The organism is Mycobacterium sp. DL (assembly GCF_039729195.1).
GTDB lineage: Bacteria > Actinomycetota > Actinomycetes > Mycobacteriales > Mycobacteriaceae > Mycobacterium > Mycobacterium hippocampi_A.
In genome coordinates this window covers 2,521,716-2,537,157 of the sequence record NZ_CP155796.1, presented here as the reverse complement: position 1 = coordinate 2,537,157, position 15,442 = coordinate 2,521,716, and the positions used below count along the sequence as shown (strand labels likewise).

The 15,442-nt window shown below is 66.2% G+C and carries 16 protein-coding genes, 4 tRNA genes and 1 pseudogene; 16 read left to right on the top strand and 5 right to left on the bottom strand.

From position 1 onward, the window contains the following. Positions 1–5 precede the first annotated feature (5 nt). Positions 6–977: a tripartite tricarboxylate transporter substrate-binding protein gene (locus ABDC78_RS12270; RefSeq protein ID WP_178360526.1), complete on the bottom strand. Its 972-nt coding sequence runs from the start codon at positions 975–977 to the stop codon at positions 6–8. Positions 978–1,278: 301 nt separating this feature from the next. Here ABDC78_RS12270 and ABDC78_RS12265 point away from each other — a divergent pair, with 301 nt between their 5' ends. Both ABDC78_RS12265 and ABDC78_RS12260 read left to right on the top strand, forming a co-directional pair. Then, positions 1,279–1,500 carry a hypothetical protein gene (locus ABDC78_RS12265; RefSeq protein ID WP_178360525.1) on the top strand — a complete coding sequence of 74 codons (222 nt, stop codon included), beginning with the start codon at positions 1,279–1,281 and terminating at the stop codon, positions 1,498–1,500. Positions 1,501–2,241: 741 nt separating this feature from the next. Further along, positions 2,242–2,526, top strand: coding sequence for an ANTAR domain-containing protein (locus ABDC78_RS12260; RefSeq protein ID WP_178360524.1), 285 nt, complete (start codon positions 2,242–2,244; stop codon positions 2,524–2,526). Between the two features lie 482 nt (positions 2,527–3,008). Here ABDC78_RS12260 and ABDC78_RS12255 read toward each other — a convergent pair. Then, positions 3,009–3,083: transfer RNA gene (locus ABDC78_RS12255), tRNA-Val, on the bottom strand. A gap of 122 nt (positions 3,084–3,205) precedes the next feature. Here ABDC78_RS12255 and ABDC78_RS12250 point away from each other — a divergent pair. The 5 genes from ABDC78_RS12250 (at position 3,206) to ABDC78_RS12230 (ending at position 5,326) form a co-directional block, all read left to right on the top strand. Continuing rightward, positions 3,206–3,619: a DUF6636 domain-containing protein gene (locus ABDC78_RS12250; protein WP_256736261.1), complete on the top strand. Its 414-nt coding sequence runs from the start codon at positions 3,206–3,208 to the stop codon at positions 3,617–3,619. Between the two features lie 95 nt (positions 3,620–3,714). Then, a tRNA-Gly gene (locus ABDC78_RS12245) sits at positions 3,715–3,787 on the top strand. A gap of 27 nt (positions 3,788–3,814) precedes the next feature. Further along, positions 3,815–3,885: transfer RNA gene (locus ABDC78_RS12240), tRNA-Cys, on the top strand. A gap of 14 nt (positions 3,886–3,899) precedes the next feature. Continuing rightward, a tRNA-Val gene (locus tag ABDC78_RS12235) sits at positions 3,900–3,974 on the top strand. 929 nt (positions 3,975–4,903) lie between these two features. Further along, positions 4,904–5,326, top strand: a complete 423-nt coding sequence (locus ABDC78_RS12230) for a hypothetical protein (RefSeq protein WP_178360523.1) — start codon at positions 4,904–4,906, stop codon at positions 5,324–5,326. Between the two features lie 3 nt (positions 5,327–5,329). On the opposite strand, the gene ABDC78_RS12225 is transcribed toward ABDC78_RS12230, so the two are convergent. Then, entirely contained in the window at positions 5,330–5,692 is a 363-nt protein-coding gene (locus ABDC78_RS12225) for a helix-turn-helix transcriptional regulator (protein ID WP_178360522.1), read from the bottom strand. An 80-nt stretch (positions 5,693–5,772) separates the two neighbouring features. Here ABDC78_RS12225 and ABDC78_RS12220 point away from each other — a divergent pair, with 80 nt between their 5' ends. The 5 genes from ABDC78_RS12220 to ABDC78_RS12200 all read left to right on the top strand — a co-directional run bounded on the left by ABDC78_RS12220 (position 5,773) and on the right by ABDC78_RS12200 (position 8,636). Continuing rightward, entirely contained in the window at positions 5,773–6,267 is a 495-nt protein-coding gene (locus tag ABDC78_RS12220) for a polyketide cyclase (RefSeq protein WP_178360521.1), read from the top strand. A 32-nt stretch (positions 6,268–6,299) separates the two neighbouring features. Then, complete coding sequence (locus ABDC78_RS12215; protein ID WP_178360520.1) at positions 6,300–7,010, top strand: Clp protease N-terminal domain-containing protein; 711 nt, start codon at positions 6,300–6,302, stop codon at positions 7,008–7,010. Positions 7,011–7,102: 92 nt separating this feature from the next. Then, positions 7,103–7,528 carry a PPOX class F420-dependent oxidoreductase gene (locus ABDC78_RS12210; protein WP_178360519.1) on the top strand — a complete coding sequence of 142 codons (426 nt, stop codon included), beginning with the start codon at positions 7,103–7,105 and terminating at the stop codon, positions 7,526–7,528. 71 nt (positions 7,529–7,599) lie between these two features. Continuing rightward, positions 7,600–8,094: a hypothetical protein gene (locus ABDC78_RS12205; protein ID WP_178360518.1), complete on the top strand. Its 495-nt coding sequence runs from the start codon at positions 7,600–7,602 to the stop codon at positions 8,092–8,094. Then, positions 8,079–8,636: a GNAT family N-acetyltransferase gene (locus tag ABDC78_RS12200; RefSeq protein ID WP_347133442.1), complete on the top strand. Its 558-nt coding sequence runs from the start codon at positions 8,079–8,081 to the stop codon at positions 8,634–8,636. The genes ABDC78_RS12205 and ABDC78_RS12200 overlap by 16 nt, the downstream gene beginning before the upstream one ends. On the opposite strand, the gene zapE is transcribed toward ABDC78_RS12200, so the two are convergent. Then, positions 8,612–9,649 (bottom strand): cell division protein ZapE, encoded by a 1,038-nt coding sequence (gene zapE, locus ABDC78_RS12195; protein ID WP_178360517.1) that lies wholly within the window; start codon positions 9,647–9,649, stop codon positions 8,612–8,614. The two genes, ABDC78_RS12200 and zapE, sit on opposite strands and share 25 nt — an antisense overlap. A gap of 34 nt (positions 9,650–9,683) precedes the next feature. Between zapE and ABDC78_RS12190 the strand changes: the two genes are divergently transcribed. From ABDC78_RS12190 to msrB, 4 genes are read left to right on the top strand one after another with little or no spacing between them, the layout of a single operon-like run. Further along, positions 9,684–10,481 (top strand): pyrimidine reductase family protein, encoded by a 798-nt coding sequence (locus tag ABDC78_RS12190; RefSeq protein ID WP_178360516.1) that lies wholly within the window; start codon positions 9,684–9,686, stop codon positions 10,479–10,481. Positions 10,482–10,504: 23 nt separating this feature from the next. Beyond that, entirely contained in the window at positions 10,505–12,076 is a 1,572-nt protein-coding gene (locus ABDC78_RS12185) for an alpha/beta fold hydrolase (RefSeq protein WP_178360515.1), read from the top strand. Between the two features lie 51 nt (positions 12,077–12,127). Then, positions 12,128–13,396: an arabinofuranan 3-O-arabinosyltransferase gene (aftC, locus tag ABDC78_RS12180; protein ID WP_178360514.1), complete on the top strand. Its 1,269-nt coding sequence runs from the start codon at positions 12,128–12,130 to the stop codon at positions 13,394–13,396. A gap of 33 nt (positions 13,397–13,429) precedes the next feature. Then, a complete protein-coding gene (gene msrB / locus ABDC78_RS12175; protein ID WP_178360542.1) occupies positions 13,430–13,840 on the top strand; it encodes a peptide-methionine (R)-S-oxide reductase MsrB in 411 nt (136 codons plus the stop codon). Here msrB and ABDC78_RS12170 read toward each other — a convergent pair. After that, positions 13,792–15,197 (bottom strand): annotated as a pseudogene (locus tag ABDC78_RS12170) (EAL domain-containing protein). The gene msrB and the pseudogene ABDC78_RS12170 overlap by 49 nt on opposite strands. Positions 15,198–15,442 lie beyond the last annotated feature (245 nt).

Sequence of the window (15,442 nt, the reverse complement as noted above, 5' to 3'; positions counted from 1 at the left end):
GAAAGTTACGGGCCCGCCTCCTCGATGGCGGCCTTGACGTCGGCCTGGGTCTCGGCGAGGAAGGTCTGGAACTCGTCACCGATCATGAAGGTGGTGGTGAACTGGTTGCGCTCCGCGATCTGCTTCCACGTCGGCGACTCCACCATCTCGCCGAGCGCGTTCTGCCAGTAGGCGACCGCGAATTCGGGCATCTCCGGCGGTCCGTAGAGCCCACGCCAGTTCGACAGGGTCACGTCGAGTCCCTGCTCCCTGGCGGTGGGGGCGTTCAGTCCGGGCAGCCTCTCCTCCGACAGCACCCCCAGTGCGGTGAGCTGACCGGAGTTCACCATGCTGATCACCTCGCTCACGCCGGCAATCGCCACGCTGATCTCGCCGTTGAGAAGCGCCGCACTCTGTTCACCCCCACCCTCCAGGCTCACGTAGTCGACCAGTGCAGGATCGCCGCCTGCGGCCGTCACCAGTAGGTCGAACGGCGCCTGGTCGTCGATCGCGGCACCGACGGTCACAGCACCGGGGTCGGACTTGATCGCCGTCACGACGTCGGTGAGGTTCGCGAACGGAGAACCAGGGCCGGTGACGACGACGAAGTACTCCGTCATCAACCGGGCGATCATGGTGACGTCGCGGTAGCCGTACTCGGACATCCCCTGGAGTTCGTTCATCATCATCGCCAGCGAGGTGACCGACACCTGGTCGTCAGCGCCCTCGTACTGCTCCACCATCTCCGCGAGGAACACCGAACCGATCCCGCCGGGCCGATTCTGCATCGGCAGCGGCACGGTGACGATGTCGTCGGTCTCGAGGGCCTCGACGACGGAGCGGATGGTGAGGTCGAATCCGCTGCCCGGGTTCGCGCCGGCCGTCATGGTCACCGGCCCGGAGGGATACCCGTCCCCGGCGGTCGGTGGCGCGGAATTCTGGCATCCCGTCAGGATGAGCGAAGCGGCCAGAATGGCGGCGGTTACGGACTTGATCATCGAGGCGGTGCGCTCCTAGGTCGTGTTGTCGGCCGATCAGAAGCTGTACACCGGTTTCCACGTCGCTGTCTCAGGATCGGGGACATCGGCCCACGACGCCGCCGGATGACGCGGCAGGCCTGCCGTTCGGCCCCGTGATCCCGGGCGCAGGCCCGGAGAACAATCATGTTGAAGTCGAACGTGTTTCAAATCGCACATGAGGCCACTGATGACACCTGCGCGGGAAGCCGTCGCTCTGTAGCTCCCCCGTCGTCGGCGTGGGAGCCGCAGCTATGCGCCCGCCTCCCGGCATGATTGCCCAATGACGAAGCGGGCGGAATACACATTCGCGCTCTACTCCGGCTCACTGGCTGAGCCTGGTGACCGCAACCCCTATGCCGGTCAATCGCTGGTCCTGGCGAAGCTGTGGATGCGCGGGTACATGCGGATGTTGCGGGTACGGATCGACACCGGGCCCGCGATGCAGACGTACCGTCGGGCCCGCGCGGCCCGCGACGGCGCCGCCAACAGGTCGACCAATTGATCGTCTCTATCTCCCGCGTGACTTCCACCGGGTGATGGGCCGTCTTTCATGTGTGCGCCGCCAGGATTTTCACGGCTGTCGGCAAATTCAACCGATACCGTTGCGGCACCGGCGATCTAGCGCAGTGATTTGGTCACCGTGACGCCGGAACGAGCGACCGCGGGGTGTCCGCGTACGTGCTGGCGAGCCGCTGCTCGGCTTCGGCGATCATTCCTCCGCTGGCCTTCGACAACCGTCAACCCGGCGGGTAGCACTCGGTCACGACGTGCCGGTCCGCGCGCGATCATCGAGTATGGATGAGACGATCCTCTGATGGTCGATGACGTTGGGGCGGCGCAAGCACGGGCACTTCTGCGGGAGCTACACAGACACGTTGACGACATATCGCACCAGCTCGAAGCCGCAGATGATCGCAACCGCTACGCACACGAGCGAGGGATCTCCCGCAGAGACCCGAGCGCGGGCATTCTGCGCCGCGACCTCTACGAGGTGCACCGTCTGATCGATGGGCTACATCGCCGCTATCCCGAGACTGCGGAACGATTGCATGCGTTGAGTTACGAACCGGCGTCGCGAGGCGGGCGCGCAGTCCACACGAATGCAGCACCACCCAGCAGCGCTCAGCGTTTCACCACTCGCGGCGCGGTGTCACACCCCACCTAGAGCGATCTTGTCGCCGTGCGTTCATCTGACCGAGGCGTCCTCGACACACGGTAGGTATGAAGTTGACGGGTGCGGGCGATGAGCGAAAAGGGCCTACAGGGCGACCAGGCTTCCCGCCGCGTGATCGACGTGGCGATCGGCATCTTGATCGGAGTACGTGGCTGCACCGAGCGGGAAGCGTTCGACGAACTGGCTGGTGCCGTCCGTCAAACCGGTGTCGGCCTTGGCGCCATCGCGGGAGCGCTGGTTGATCTTGTCGCCGGGGCGGGCGGCGCTTCCCCCCATCGAGACCAAGCGTTGGACGTTTGGGGTCACATGCTGGCATGCCGCGGGACACGCACGACTGGCATAGCAGCTGTCTGAGGACTGACCGGCGGGTCGGCCCGACACTCGGGGAGGAGCGTCGGGCCGACGCCGGGGGCCGCTCACATGGCGTCCAGAACGGCCGCAGTGGCGTCGAGAGTCATCCATACAAGGCCGACGAATGCGCCTCAGTTTTAGGGCACAGGCAAGGTCTTGCAGTACGTCGCGTAAAGCGGTGCTGCCGGTCACGGCTTCTGCGGCCTAGACAATGAGGTTCAGGTCAAAAGGCTTCCGGGTTGGGGCGCTGATGGAGTTTGTCACGCGCGCCGTAGTTAACACCCATAAAAACCGAGTTACCCAGGGCTGCAAAAAGAGTTGTACATGTGCCGCGAACAGAGCAAATACGAATATGCGCCGGCCAACAGAAGGCCACGGGGAAATGGGGCACCAGTTGTCTGGTCCATATGGATCACGGAACTAACCGGCGTGAATCCGGCACGGTCAGAAATCCGCGCCAAACACCCTTGGAACTGCGGTTTTGGTGGTGGTCCCGGCTGGTTTCGAACCAGCGACCTTCCGCGTGTGAGGCGGACGCTCTCCCACTGAGCTACGAGACCGGATCCCAACGAATCGAACGAGGCAGAAGACTAACACGCGAGGGTGTTCGCCCCAGAATCCCTCACACCTCCATTTCCGTCTTCGCCCCGCCGACCAGCCAGTTCACCGGTATCTTCACGCTATGAAGCGACTCACCGTGGCAATGGCGGGATTGGCCGGTGCAGCGATGTTCAGCGCACCGGCCGCAACGGCCGACACCGTCGGGTTCACCTCGCCCAGCGGCAACATCGGCTGCATGATGGTCGACGACCTGCTGCGCTGCGATATCGCGGACCGGGATTGGTCTCCTCCCCCACGCCCCGCCGACTGCCCGAGCGTCGTCAACTTCGGCCAGGGCATCGAGCTGAATCCGACAGGCCCGGCCCGCTTCGTCTGCGCCGGCGACACCACCATGGGCTTCGGCTCGGTCCTGCCCTTCGGCGAGTTCCAGGCCGGCGGCGGCATGAGCTGCAACAGCGAGCCCTCGGGAATGCGGTGTTCGAACTCCGACGGCCGCGGGTTCACGATTTCGCGCCAGGGCTACACACTCTTCTGATCCGCAGGCGACATGGCCGGCGAGGGATTTGTGTACCCCTGACTGGGTGGACTATCGTTCTGCATCGCGACGGGCGACGATCTCGCCCGTGGCGCGCGGACGTGGCGCAGTTGGTAGCGCACAACCTTGCCAAGGTTGGGGTCGCGGGTTCGAATCCCGTCGTCCGCTCGAAGGTGCAATGGCATCAACCCCAGCGGTGGAGTGGCCGAGTGGTGAGGCAACGGCCTGCAAAGCCGTGCACACGGGTTCGATTCCCGTCTCCACCTCCGAGTATGTCCCGGCGCGATTAGCTCAGCGGGAGAGCGCTTCCCTGACACGGAAGAGGTCACTGGTTCAATCCCAGTATCGCGCACCATTGTTATCGCAGTTCAGGCCCGATCAGAAACCTCCGGGTCCTAAACCGACGCCGCTGGAGTCCGGCGGGTCTCCTAATTGCCCTGAGCGCCTTGGCGCGGTCTTTCGGTCGGTCGCCGATCGGATCTGCTGAGCGCTGCGACGGTAGCGGTCAGCAGGACTCAGTGAGTGTCGGCGTCTGCGCGGCATGAAAATGACCGCGGAAGCGACCAGGGCGATTGCCAGCAGAGGGACGGCAACCACGATGATCTGAGCCACCGTCATTCTCAAAGATTACGCGCGGACCAACGCAGATTCTCCGGAACCGGCCCGGTTGCGGTCACCGACGCATCGACGCGTTGACGACACGGTTAATTCCCCTGCAAACGGGTAACTGTTGGGTCACAATCAATTTCCACCAAGTGTCGCGACAGCGACCGGCCCGGCACGCAGGAGCAGACTCACATGGCAATGATGGACATCTGCCCCGCATGCGGTTATCCCACCGTCGGTGTCGAATTGTGCGCCTACTGCATTCCCGTGCAGTCCATGAACGGCCACCCTCCGTTTCATTCTCTTCCTGGAGCGGGACAGCCACGTTTCCGTCCGGCGCGGCCCTTGACGATCCTTGGGCACCCGAATACCTCACCCGCGGAGTCGAATCAGGCCCTACAGGCAGGGTGAACCGCCCGGGAAAACCGGCGCAGGCAGTAACACCCACTGACCGATCCGTGTCGAAGTGGTGACCTTTCTATCAGGTCATTCTCAGCTTGAGGTCGTAGCTTCGTAGTCAGCAGCACAGACAACCCCGATAAGCTCGGCCCGCCACCAACCCCCCCCAGGTGGCGGGCCGAGATCGTGTTTGCCAGTCCGGAAAGCCGATGGCGATCCCGCCGTACCCGCTAGAGTTCGCGATACACCGGACCCGTTCAGACGACCTAGGGGTAGGACATGATTCGCGAGATGCTCGTGGCGACCGCCATCGGAGCTGCTGCCCTGGGCGCAGCGCCGGCCGCGATAGCCGAGCCGGGTCCGATGTACCCCGACGACTCAGGTCGCTACGACACCGACGTCCCCGGAATGGTCTACGACGCCCCACTCACCGGACCTTGCACGAACATGGAGCGCTTCACGTTCGGTCGCGGCAAAGGCGGCGCGGCCATGCAGTGCCGGTGGATTCCCAACCAGTGGCCCCCGGTCTACACGGGCTTCTGGCAGATCAGCTACGAGCTGCACGGCGTCCGGGAAATCGGCAGCCGGTGCCCCAACCCGCAGGCCGCCGCGCAGGCCCCTGACGGCCGACCGTTGCTGTGTGTCGGAGCGCAGGGATGGCAGCCCGGGATCCTGACCAGCGCCGGCTTCACCCCGCTCTGACGCTCAGGTGCTGCGCAGAGTGCGACTGGGTTCGGTGCCGAAGACTTCCTTGTAGGCGCTGCTGAAGCGACCGGGATGGCTGAATCCGCAGCGCCCGGCGATCGACGTGACTGTGTCCAACGCCGGGTCGGCCGACTTCAACTCCCGGTGGGCCCGCTCCAGCCTGATGCGGCGCAGGTATTCCAGTGGTGTTGTGGTCAGGTGCTCACGGAACGCGTATTGAATGGCACGAGGCGTGACATCGGCGGCCGCGGCGATATCGCGGATGGTGATGTCGTATTGCGCATTGCTGTGGATGAAGTCCAGTGCTTGCCGCAACATCCGCGGTTGTGCCGTCGCTGTGGTGGTCCGGTCTTTTACCCCCATGGCTATTTCAGTTCCCGCACTTCACTCACAGCGAAACCCTGAGTGATCCATCCCACTGGATCTGCTGACACCATCAACGCATGACCGATCGCATCGAAGTGCCCCGAACCATCCCCGCCCCGGCCGCCGACATCTTCGCCGTGCTGTGCGATCCGCAGGGCCATGTGGCCATCGACGCCACCGGCATGCTGCAGGACGCCGACGGTGACCCGGTGCGCGCGGTCGGTGACACCTTCGTGGTGCACATGGACCGCGAAGCACTCAACGACTACCCGCTGGGTCGGTACGACGTCTCCGTGGAGATCAGCGCATTCGAGCAGGATCGGCTGATCGCGTGGAAGATCCTCGGGCAGATCAAGCCGCAGATCGGCCACGTCTACGGCTACCGCCTGGAACCCGCCGAGGGCGGCACGCTGGTCACCTCGTTCTACGACTGGTCCGACATCGACCAGCACTGGCGCGACGCCGATATCTTCCCGGTCGTGTCCGAGAGCGCCCTGCGGGCGACCCTCGGCATTCTCGATCGCACCGTGCGGCGTGGCTACCCCGAGGCGCAGTCGTCAACCCAGGGTTGACGCTCGCCTATCGTCAACCTAGGGTTGACGACATGAGCGCGAAGATCACCCACCCCGTCCGTCTCGACGACCTGATCGACGTCATCACCCAGGTGCACGACCAACCTCTCGATCAACTCACCGACGCCGTGCTGGCCGCCCAGGCACTCGGCGAGGTGGCCGACCACCTCATCGGCCACTTCGTCGACCAGGCCCGCCGATCCGGCGCCTCGTGGACCGAGATCGGCCAGTGCATGGGTGTCACCAAACAGGCGGCGCAGAAACGATTCGTCCCCAGGACCCCCGACAACCCCGACACCCTGGACCCCAACGCCGGATTCAGCCGGTTCACCGAGCGGGCGCGCAACGTCGTGGTCCAAGCCCAGCACCGTGCCCATGAAGCCGGCAACCCGTTGATCCAACCCGCACACCTGATCCTGGGCCTGTTCGCCGACCCGACCGGTCTGGCCGCCCACCTCGTCGCCGCCCAGGGCATCGACGTCACCGCGGTCGCAGCCACCGTCGCGCTGCCGCCGAGAACCGACGAGGTCCCCGCGCTCATCCCGTTCGACCCGCGCGCCAAAAAGGCACTCGAATTGACCTTCCGCCAGGCCCTACGGTTGGGACACAACTTCATCGGCACCGAGCATCTGCTGCTCGCGTTGCACGAAGAAGAAGATGACGGCGGAGTGCTGCACGGGATGGGCCTCGACTGGGAGCGCTTCGAAAGCGATCTGCTGGCCGCTCTGGACGCATTGGCGTGATCGACAAAATCTTCGACGCCGCCTACCGCGCCGTGGACGAACTCAAGACCTCCTGAGGGAATTAATCACGACGCCGCACGGTAGATAGCTCCATGAGACTCAACGACGCCGCCCGCGACCTCATCGGCACCGGGGCCGACGCCACCCTCGTCACCCTCAACCCCGATGGCAGCCCGCAGGTGAGCCTCGTCTGGGTCGCTCTGCAGACCACACCGGATGGCGACGAACTGGTCACCGCCCACCTCTCCGAGCACAAGAAGGTTCGCAACGTTCGCCGCGATCCGCGGGTCGCGGTCACCATCGTCGCGCTGGACGGTACTCATCAGGTGATGCGGCCGTATCTCGCGATCAACGGGACGGCCCGGATCGTCGAGGGAGGTGCCCCCGAGGTGCTCGCCGGCCTTGCGACGACGCTCGCAGGCCCCGACGCACACTTCCCGCCTGACGACGCGCCCGCCGGGTATCTGACGCGGATTCGCATCGACAGGGTGGGCGGCGTGGGTCCCTGGGTGTCCTGACGCCCAACGCGCACCGCCCCTCTCAGTGGGTGTGCAATCATGCGAAGCACGCCTACGAGGGGACACCACACATGCGTCGCTGGCTCGCGCTGCTGATCGCCACACTGGCGGCACTGGGAGGTCTGGTCGCCCCCTCAGCGTCGGCGGCGAACATCCCCATCGGGCGCCTGGGTGAGCCGTTGCGCGTGGAGTTCGAGGGCCTGGTCGCCGACATCTCGGTCAACAACGTCCTGCCCTCGCCCGTACCCCCGGGATTCGGGTATCCGCCCCGCCCGCCGCGCCACCAGGTCTACCGCGCCGACATCACGATCACGCCGGTGCGCGTCCCCACCGCGTTCGCGATGGCCATCACCTACCAGTTCCGTGGCGTCACCCCGACCGGCGACGCCTACGAACCGCGCAACAGCGACTCCCCCGATTCCTTGCAGTTGGGCATGCAGAACGCTCGGGTCGGGCAGACCTTCAGCGGCGGGGTCTGGTGGGACTGCTACCGCGACCTGGTGTCCAACGTCGTACTGCTGGACAAGATCACCGGCACCCGCCTGGCGCAGTGGAACCTTTCCTGACCCAGCCTGAGTTCCGCCCGCAGGTCGACACCGCATCCCCGGCGCGACTGGCCGAACTTGCCGAGGTGGCTGCGAGGACCTTCCCGCTGGCCTGTCCCCCGTCCGCCACCCCGGTGGACGTCGCGGCGTTCGTCAACGACAACCTCACCGCCGCGCGTTTCGCCGAGTATCTCGCCGACCCCGAACGCGCGGTGCTCACCGCGACCGAGGGCGGCCGAATCATCGGCTACGCCATGCTGATTCGTGGTCTGCCCGACGACGCCGACGTCAGGAAAGCGGTCACCGCGCATCCGGCCGTCGAGCTGTCGAAGATGTACGTGCTGCCCGAAGGTCACGGCGCCGGGGTGTCGGCAGCGCTGATGTCAGCAGCGCTGCAGCACGCCACGGAACTCGACGCCGCGTGCGTGTGGCTGGGCGTCAACCAGCAGAACCAACGGGCACAACGCTTCTACGCCAAGCACGGCTTCGTGATCACCGGCACCAAGACCTTCCGGCTCGGCACCCACATCGAGCAGGATTACGTGCTGGTGCGCCCGTCCTGACCGACCGCGGTCAACGCCAGCAGTCGCGACGTCGCCCGCAGGTACTTCTTGCGGAATCCGCCCTGCAGCATCTCGTCGCTGAACACCGTGTCCAACTTGGCCCCCGAGGCCACCACGGGGATGCCGGCGTCGTAGAGCCGGTCGGTCAGCGACACCAGCCGAAGCGCGACACTCTGGTCATCGATCGGGCGGACACCGGTGATGAAAACCTCCGAAACCCCTTCGATCAGCGTGAGATAACGCGACGGATGCATGGTCGCCAGATGCGCGCACAGCGCGTCGAAGTCATCCAGCGTCGCGCCGGGCACCGTGGCCGCCCGGTCGGCGACCTCGGTGTCACTCGGCGGCACCGGCGCCGGCGGCAGGTCACGATGGCGGTAGTCCGGGCCCTCGATGCGCACCGTGGTGAACATCGCCGCCAGCGTGTTGATCTCCCGCAGGAAGTCCTGCGCCGCGAACCGGCCCTCCCCCAACTGCTCGGGCAACGTGTTCGACGTCGCGGCTACCGACACGCCGTTCTCGACGAGCGCCGACAGCAGCCGGGAGATCAGCGTGGTGTTGCCGGGGTCGTCGAGTTCGAACTCGTCGATGCAGACCACCACATAGTCGGACAGCAACTCGATGCACTCGACGAACCCGAAGACCCCCGCCAACTGGGTGAGCTCGCCGAACGTCGCGAACGCTTTCGGGCCGGGCACCGCGTAGTACGACGACGCCAGCAGATGGGTCTTGCCGACGCCGAAACCGCCGTCGAGATACACCCCGACCCCTGGCAGCACCTCGCGTTTGCCGAACAGCTTCTTCTTGCCGGCCCGCCGCTGCACCGCCTGCTCACAGAACAGCCGACACGCGTCCACTGCCGCGGCCTGCGACGGCTCGGCCGGATCCGGCTTGTAGGTGTCGAACCCGACGTCGGCGAATGTGGGCGGCGGGACCAGCTGGGCGATCAGCCGTTCCGGGGTGACGGTGGGATGACGATCGACCAGACTCCCGACATCACTGGACCCGTGCATGCTGGCACTTTAACGGCGTGCTGTGATTCTGCGTATGTCAGAAGCCGGTGACGGGACGCAGTTCACAATGCTCGGCCGAACCGACCGATTCGGTCCGGGCGCGCTCGCCCAGAGCTACGCCTACCCCGACGATCTGAAGTCGTGCTGGGTGCGGGCCAACATGATCGCCTCCGTCGACGGCGGGGCGACGAGCGCAGGTAAGTCGGGTGATCTGGGCGGCGACGGCGACAAGGCCGTCTTCACGGCGCTGCGCGAAGCCGCCGACGTGATCGTCGTCGGCGCATCCACGGTGCGCGTCGAGGACTACTCGGGAGTCCAGTTCGACGCCGACCAACGAGGGGCACGCCGACAGCGCGGGCAGGCGGAGGTGCCGCCGATCGCCGTGCTGACGCGGTCGGGCCGACTCGACCGGGACGCGAAGCTGTTCCACCGCACCGAGATCACACCGCTGATCCTGACCAGCGCTGACGCGGCGGAGGACACCAGGTCTCGGCTCGACGGCGTCGCCGAGGTCCTCGATGCGTCCGGCGCCGACCCCGACTCGGTGGACATGTCGACCGCTCTCGACCTGCTGGCCGGCCGAGGGCTGCTGCGGGTCCTGACCGAAGGGGGTCCCGGCATCCTCGGCATGTTCACCGAACAGGACGTGCTCGACGAGCTGTGCCTGACGGTGGCTCCGATGCTTGTCGGCGGAGAGGCCGGACGCATCGTGACCGGGGCCGGTGAGGTGCAGACCGCGATGCGGCTGCGCCACGCGCTCACCGACGATGACGGCTACCTCTATCTGCGCTACGACCGCCGTGAGCCACCGCGCTTCGACGCAGCTCAGTGAGACCGGTCAGTACTGTGGTCACCATGCGTCGTCTGCCCCGTGCTCCTCGCGGTGCCGCCGCAGCGGCCGTTCTGGTGTCACTGCTGGTGGTCGGCTGCTCACCCGGCCTGGCCGCAAACCCGCGCTACGCCACCAACTCCGGGGCAGGCCCCCAGGGCGAGCCGCAGTCCAGCGCAGCGCCCGCCGGGCCACCGGCCATCGAGGCGCCGAAGAACGACCTGTCGTGGCAGGACTGCACGTCGCGGGCCTTCAGCGACGCGTCGGTGAATCCGGTTCCGGGTGTCTCGGTGGACTGCGCCACCTATGACGCCGACCTCGATTCGATCAACGGCGCCAGCGGCACCGTAAGCATCGGGGTGATGCGCGCAAGAACCGCACAGACCCCCGGTGATGCCGGACCCTTGGTGATGACCACCGGGTCGGATCTGCCCAGCTCGACCCAGCTGCCCGTGTGGTTGTCGCGCGCCGGCACCGACGTGCTCGCCCAGCACCCCGTCGTCTCGGTGGACCGCCGTGGCATCGGCATGTCGGGTGCGTTGGACTGCCGCGACCTGTTCGACCGTCAGGAGATGTTCGAGCAGGCCCAGTTCCAGTCCGGCGACGATCCCGTCGCCAACCTCGGTGCGGTGACGATGACGGCGACGACGAACTGCACCGACACCATCGCCCCCGGCGATTCCGCCTACGACAACACCCACGCCGCCGAGGATCTCGAGCGACTCCGCACCACCTGGGATGTGCCCGCTCTGGCGCTGCTCGGTGTCGGTAACGGGGCCCAGGTCGCGCTGGCCTACGCCGGGTCGCACCCGAGCAAGGTGGCCAGGCTGATCCTGGACTCCCCCCTTCCGCTGGGCATCGCGGCGGAGGCAGCCACCGAGCAGCGTGTCCAAGGTGAGCAGGCCGCTCTGGACGCGTGGGCGGCCCAGTGCGCGGCGACGAACTGCCCGCTGGGCGCTGATCCGAAGGCCGCGGTGGACGCGTTGCTGGAATCGGCGCGTTCGGGCAGTGGACCCAACGGCGCCTCGGAGGCCGCTGTCGCCGACGCCATCTCCACGGCGCTCGCCTATCCGCAGGGCGAGCGGGTCGATGCCGGCAACGAGTTGGCACTCGCGGTCGCCGACGCCCGGTCCGGCAACACCAACCGGCTCAACAACCTGATCAACCAGGCGGAGACGACGCGCCAGACCGACGGCCAGTTCGTCAACACCTGCAGTGACGCGTTGAACCGCCCCACCCCCGACCGGGTCCGCGAACTCGTGGTGGCGTGGGACGACCTTTACCCCCAGTTCGGCAGGGTGGGTGCGCTCGACATGGTGAAGTGCCTGAACTGGCCCAGCGGCACCGCGCCGCAGGAGCCCGAGAACCTCACCATCCCGACTCTGCTGCTGGGCGTGCAGAACAATCCGATCGTCGGCAATGCAGGTGTGGCCGCGGTCGCCGCCACCGCGATCAACGCCGGTTCGACCAACCGACGGGTCATGTGGCAGGGCATCGGACACGGCGCGGTCATCTACTCGCCCTGCGCGCTGCCACCGGTGATGGGCTACCTGGACTCCGGCCAGCTACCCCCCACCGACACGTACTGCCCGGCCTGACGTAGGTCATGTCGCGGCGTCACCCGTCGGCCCTTCGGGTACGGTGCCCACGTGCGTGATCTTGTTCTGAGCGGATTCCGGCCTCGCACGTCCCCGCCCAGCACCGCGTCGGTTCTGCGGTCGATCCTGTGGCCGCTGGCGATTCTGTCCGTCATCCACCGCAGCTACGTCCTGGCCACCAACGGCTTCATCACCGACGACTTCGCGCCCGTTTATCGCGCGGTGGTGAATTTCAAACTCGGCCTGAACATCTACGACGGAAACTTCGACCAGGTCGATCCGCACTACCTGTACCCGCCCGGCGGCACACTGATCATGGCGCCCTTCGGCTATCTGCCGGTCGAGGCGTCGCGCTACTGGTTCATCTTCTTCAACACGCTGGCGATCCTGCTGGCGGCGTACTTCCTGCTGAGGCTGTTCAAGTTCACGTTGGCCTCGGTGGCCGCGCCGGCGCTGCTGCTGGCGATGTTCTGCACCGAGAACGTCACCAACACGCTGGTGTTCGGAAACATCAACGGGCCCATCCTGTTGCTGGAAGTGCTGTTCTTCCGGTTCCTGCTCGACGGGAACAAGAGCCACGAATGGTGGGCCGGGGTCGCGATAGGTCTGACGCTGGTGGTCAAACCTCTGCTCGCACCGCTGCTGCTGCTGCCGCTGCTCAACCGGCAGTGGCGGACGCTGGTGACCGCGTTCGCGGTGCCAGCGGTGTTCAACGCGGTGGCGTGGCCGCTGATCAGCGACCCGATGAGCTTCGTCACCCGCACGGTGCCTTACATCCTGTCCACCCGCGACTACTTCAACAGTTCGATCCTGGGCAACGGGGTCTACTACGGGCTGCCGATGTGGCTGATCCTGTTGATGCGTGTCGGGTTCGCGCTGCTGGGTGCGGCCTCGCTGTGGCTGCTCTACCGGTACTACCGCACCCGCGACCCGCTGTTCTGGATGCTGACCTCCTCCGGTGTGCTCCTGCTGACGTCGTGGCTGGTGCTCTCCCTGGGGCAGGGCTACTACTCGATGATGCTGTTCCCGTTCCTGATGACCGTCGTGCTGCCGAACTCGGCCATCCGCAGCTGGGTGGCGTGGATGGCGATCTACGGCTTCACGACGATGGACCGCTGGCTGCTCGGACACTGGCCGACGACGGGGCGCGCACTGGAGTACCTGAAGATCACCTACGGCTGGTCGCTGCTGTCCATCGTGGTGTTCGTGGTACTGCTGTTCCGGTATCTCGACGCCAAGAACGACGGCCGCCTCGACGACGGCATCGACCCGCCGTGGGTCGGGCAACTCACCGACGCCGGGGCCAAACGCGACGCGTAACCTGTCAGCATGACGGCGACAGGGTCAGATTCGATGCCGGGTCCCAAGCTGGTGCTGAGCGACGATCAGTGGCGCGAGCGGTTGAACCCGGAGGAGTTCGCGGTGCTGCGTCGTGCCGGCACCGAGCGTCCTTTCACCGGTGAGTACACCGACTCCAAGACCGAGGGCGTTTATGCGTGCCGGGCGTGTGGGGCGGAACTGTTCCGCAGCACCGAGAAGTTCGAATCCCATTGCGGCTGGCCGTCTTTCTTCGACCCCGCCGATTCGGACTCGGTGATCCTGCGCACCGACAACACCCTGGGTATGCACCGAGTCGAGGTGGTGTGCGCCAACTGCCACAGCCACCTCGGGCATGTCTTCTCCGGCGAGGGCTATCCGACTCCGACCGACAAGCGCTACTGCATCAACTCGATCTCGCTGCGCCTCTTGCCTTCGGACGGGTAGCCGTTCTCGCCGGCGCTGCGACCGTCGCGTCGGCGCTGCTGCGATGCCAGCAGTTCGAGCATCGCAGGCGCCACGACAGGCGGACTGTAGTAGAAGCCCTGAGCGACGTCACAGCCGTACTCGAGCAGCTTCGCTGCCGTTTCGGCGTTCTCGACTCCCTCGGCCACCGGCGTGACGCCCAACACGTGAGCGAGGTCGATCACCGCGCGCACGATCGCGGCCGACGTCGGCTGGGTCAGGATGGGCGCGATGAACTCCCGATCGAGCTTGACCTCGTGCACCTGAAAATCCCTCAGATACCACAACGCCGAGTAACCACTGCCGAAGTCGTCGATCGCGATGCGAATCCCGCTGTCCCGCAGCTCGGTGAAGACCGCGCGGGTCTGGGCGATGTCCTCCAGCAGCAGATCCTCGGTGATCTCGACGGTCAGCGTCTCCGGCGGCAGGCGCCGGCATTCGAGGGCCTGCAGGAGTTGCCGGGGCAGATCGGTGTCGCTGATCGACGGGGCGAAGACGTTGACCGCGACGGGAACTCCGACGCCCTTTTCATACCAGTCGGCCACATCGTCCAACGCCAGGTCCAGCACCAGGGATGTCAACGAGCGCATCAATCCGTGCTCGCGCACCAACGGGAGGAACTGCTCGGGAGCCAGCAGCCCCGGCGCGGGTGCGGCCAGCGGACCAGCGCCTCCACTCCGACGATCTGGCCGGCGCGCAGGTCGAACTTGGGCTGGTAGAACACCGTGAGCTCGCGGCGTTCTATCGCGTGCCGAAGCTCACCGAGCAGGCGAGCCGCGACCCGACCCGCTGCACGACTCCTGGAGTCGGTGACAGGCACGCCCCCGACGATCTCGCCGTGCGACATGTCCGCGCTGTACACGTGCAGATCACCTGAGCGCGACTTCTTCGCGGCGTACATCGCGACATCGGCCTGCAGGAGCAACTCGTCTCCGGTGACTGCGGGAGCACCCTCCTCGGTCATCGCCAGCCCGACGCTGGGCCGCACCCACAGTTCCTGCCCCGCGACGGCGAAGGGCCGGTCGAAAGCGTGCGCCACACCCTGGGCGACGGCGCGCAGGGCCTCGACGTCACCCTCCATCAGGACCGCGAACTCGTCGCCGCCGAGTCGTGCGGCCGTGTCGTCGGGGCGGACGATGCCGTTGAGGCGTTCGGAGAACCGCACCAGCATGGCATCGCCGGCTGCGTGCCCGAGGCTGTCGTTGACGAGTTTGAAATGGTCGAGATCCATCAGAAGCACCGCCACCGAACGGTTGTCGTCACGCGGTGTCTGCACCGCCCGGTCGAGTCGCTCCTGGAACAGCGTCCGGTTCGCCAGGCCGGTCAGCGGATCACGCATCACCTGGTCGGACACCTTGGCCAGCATTCGGTGGTGCTGGTCGAGCACCAGGTACTGGCGGGTCATCACGGCGAACACGGTGATGATCCCGACGATGTACAGCGGCCCCAGGATCGGGATCATGACCGGAGCACACACCGCCACCGCGATCGTGACCGGCACGAACGGCAGCCACATCGACGCCCGCGAGGTCATCCGGGATTGGGTCCAGACCCGTTGAGGCGGCGCGCCGCGGCTGACCAGGG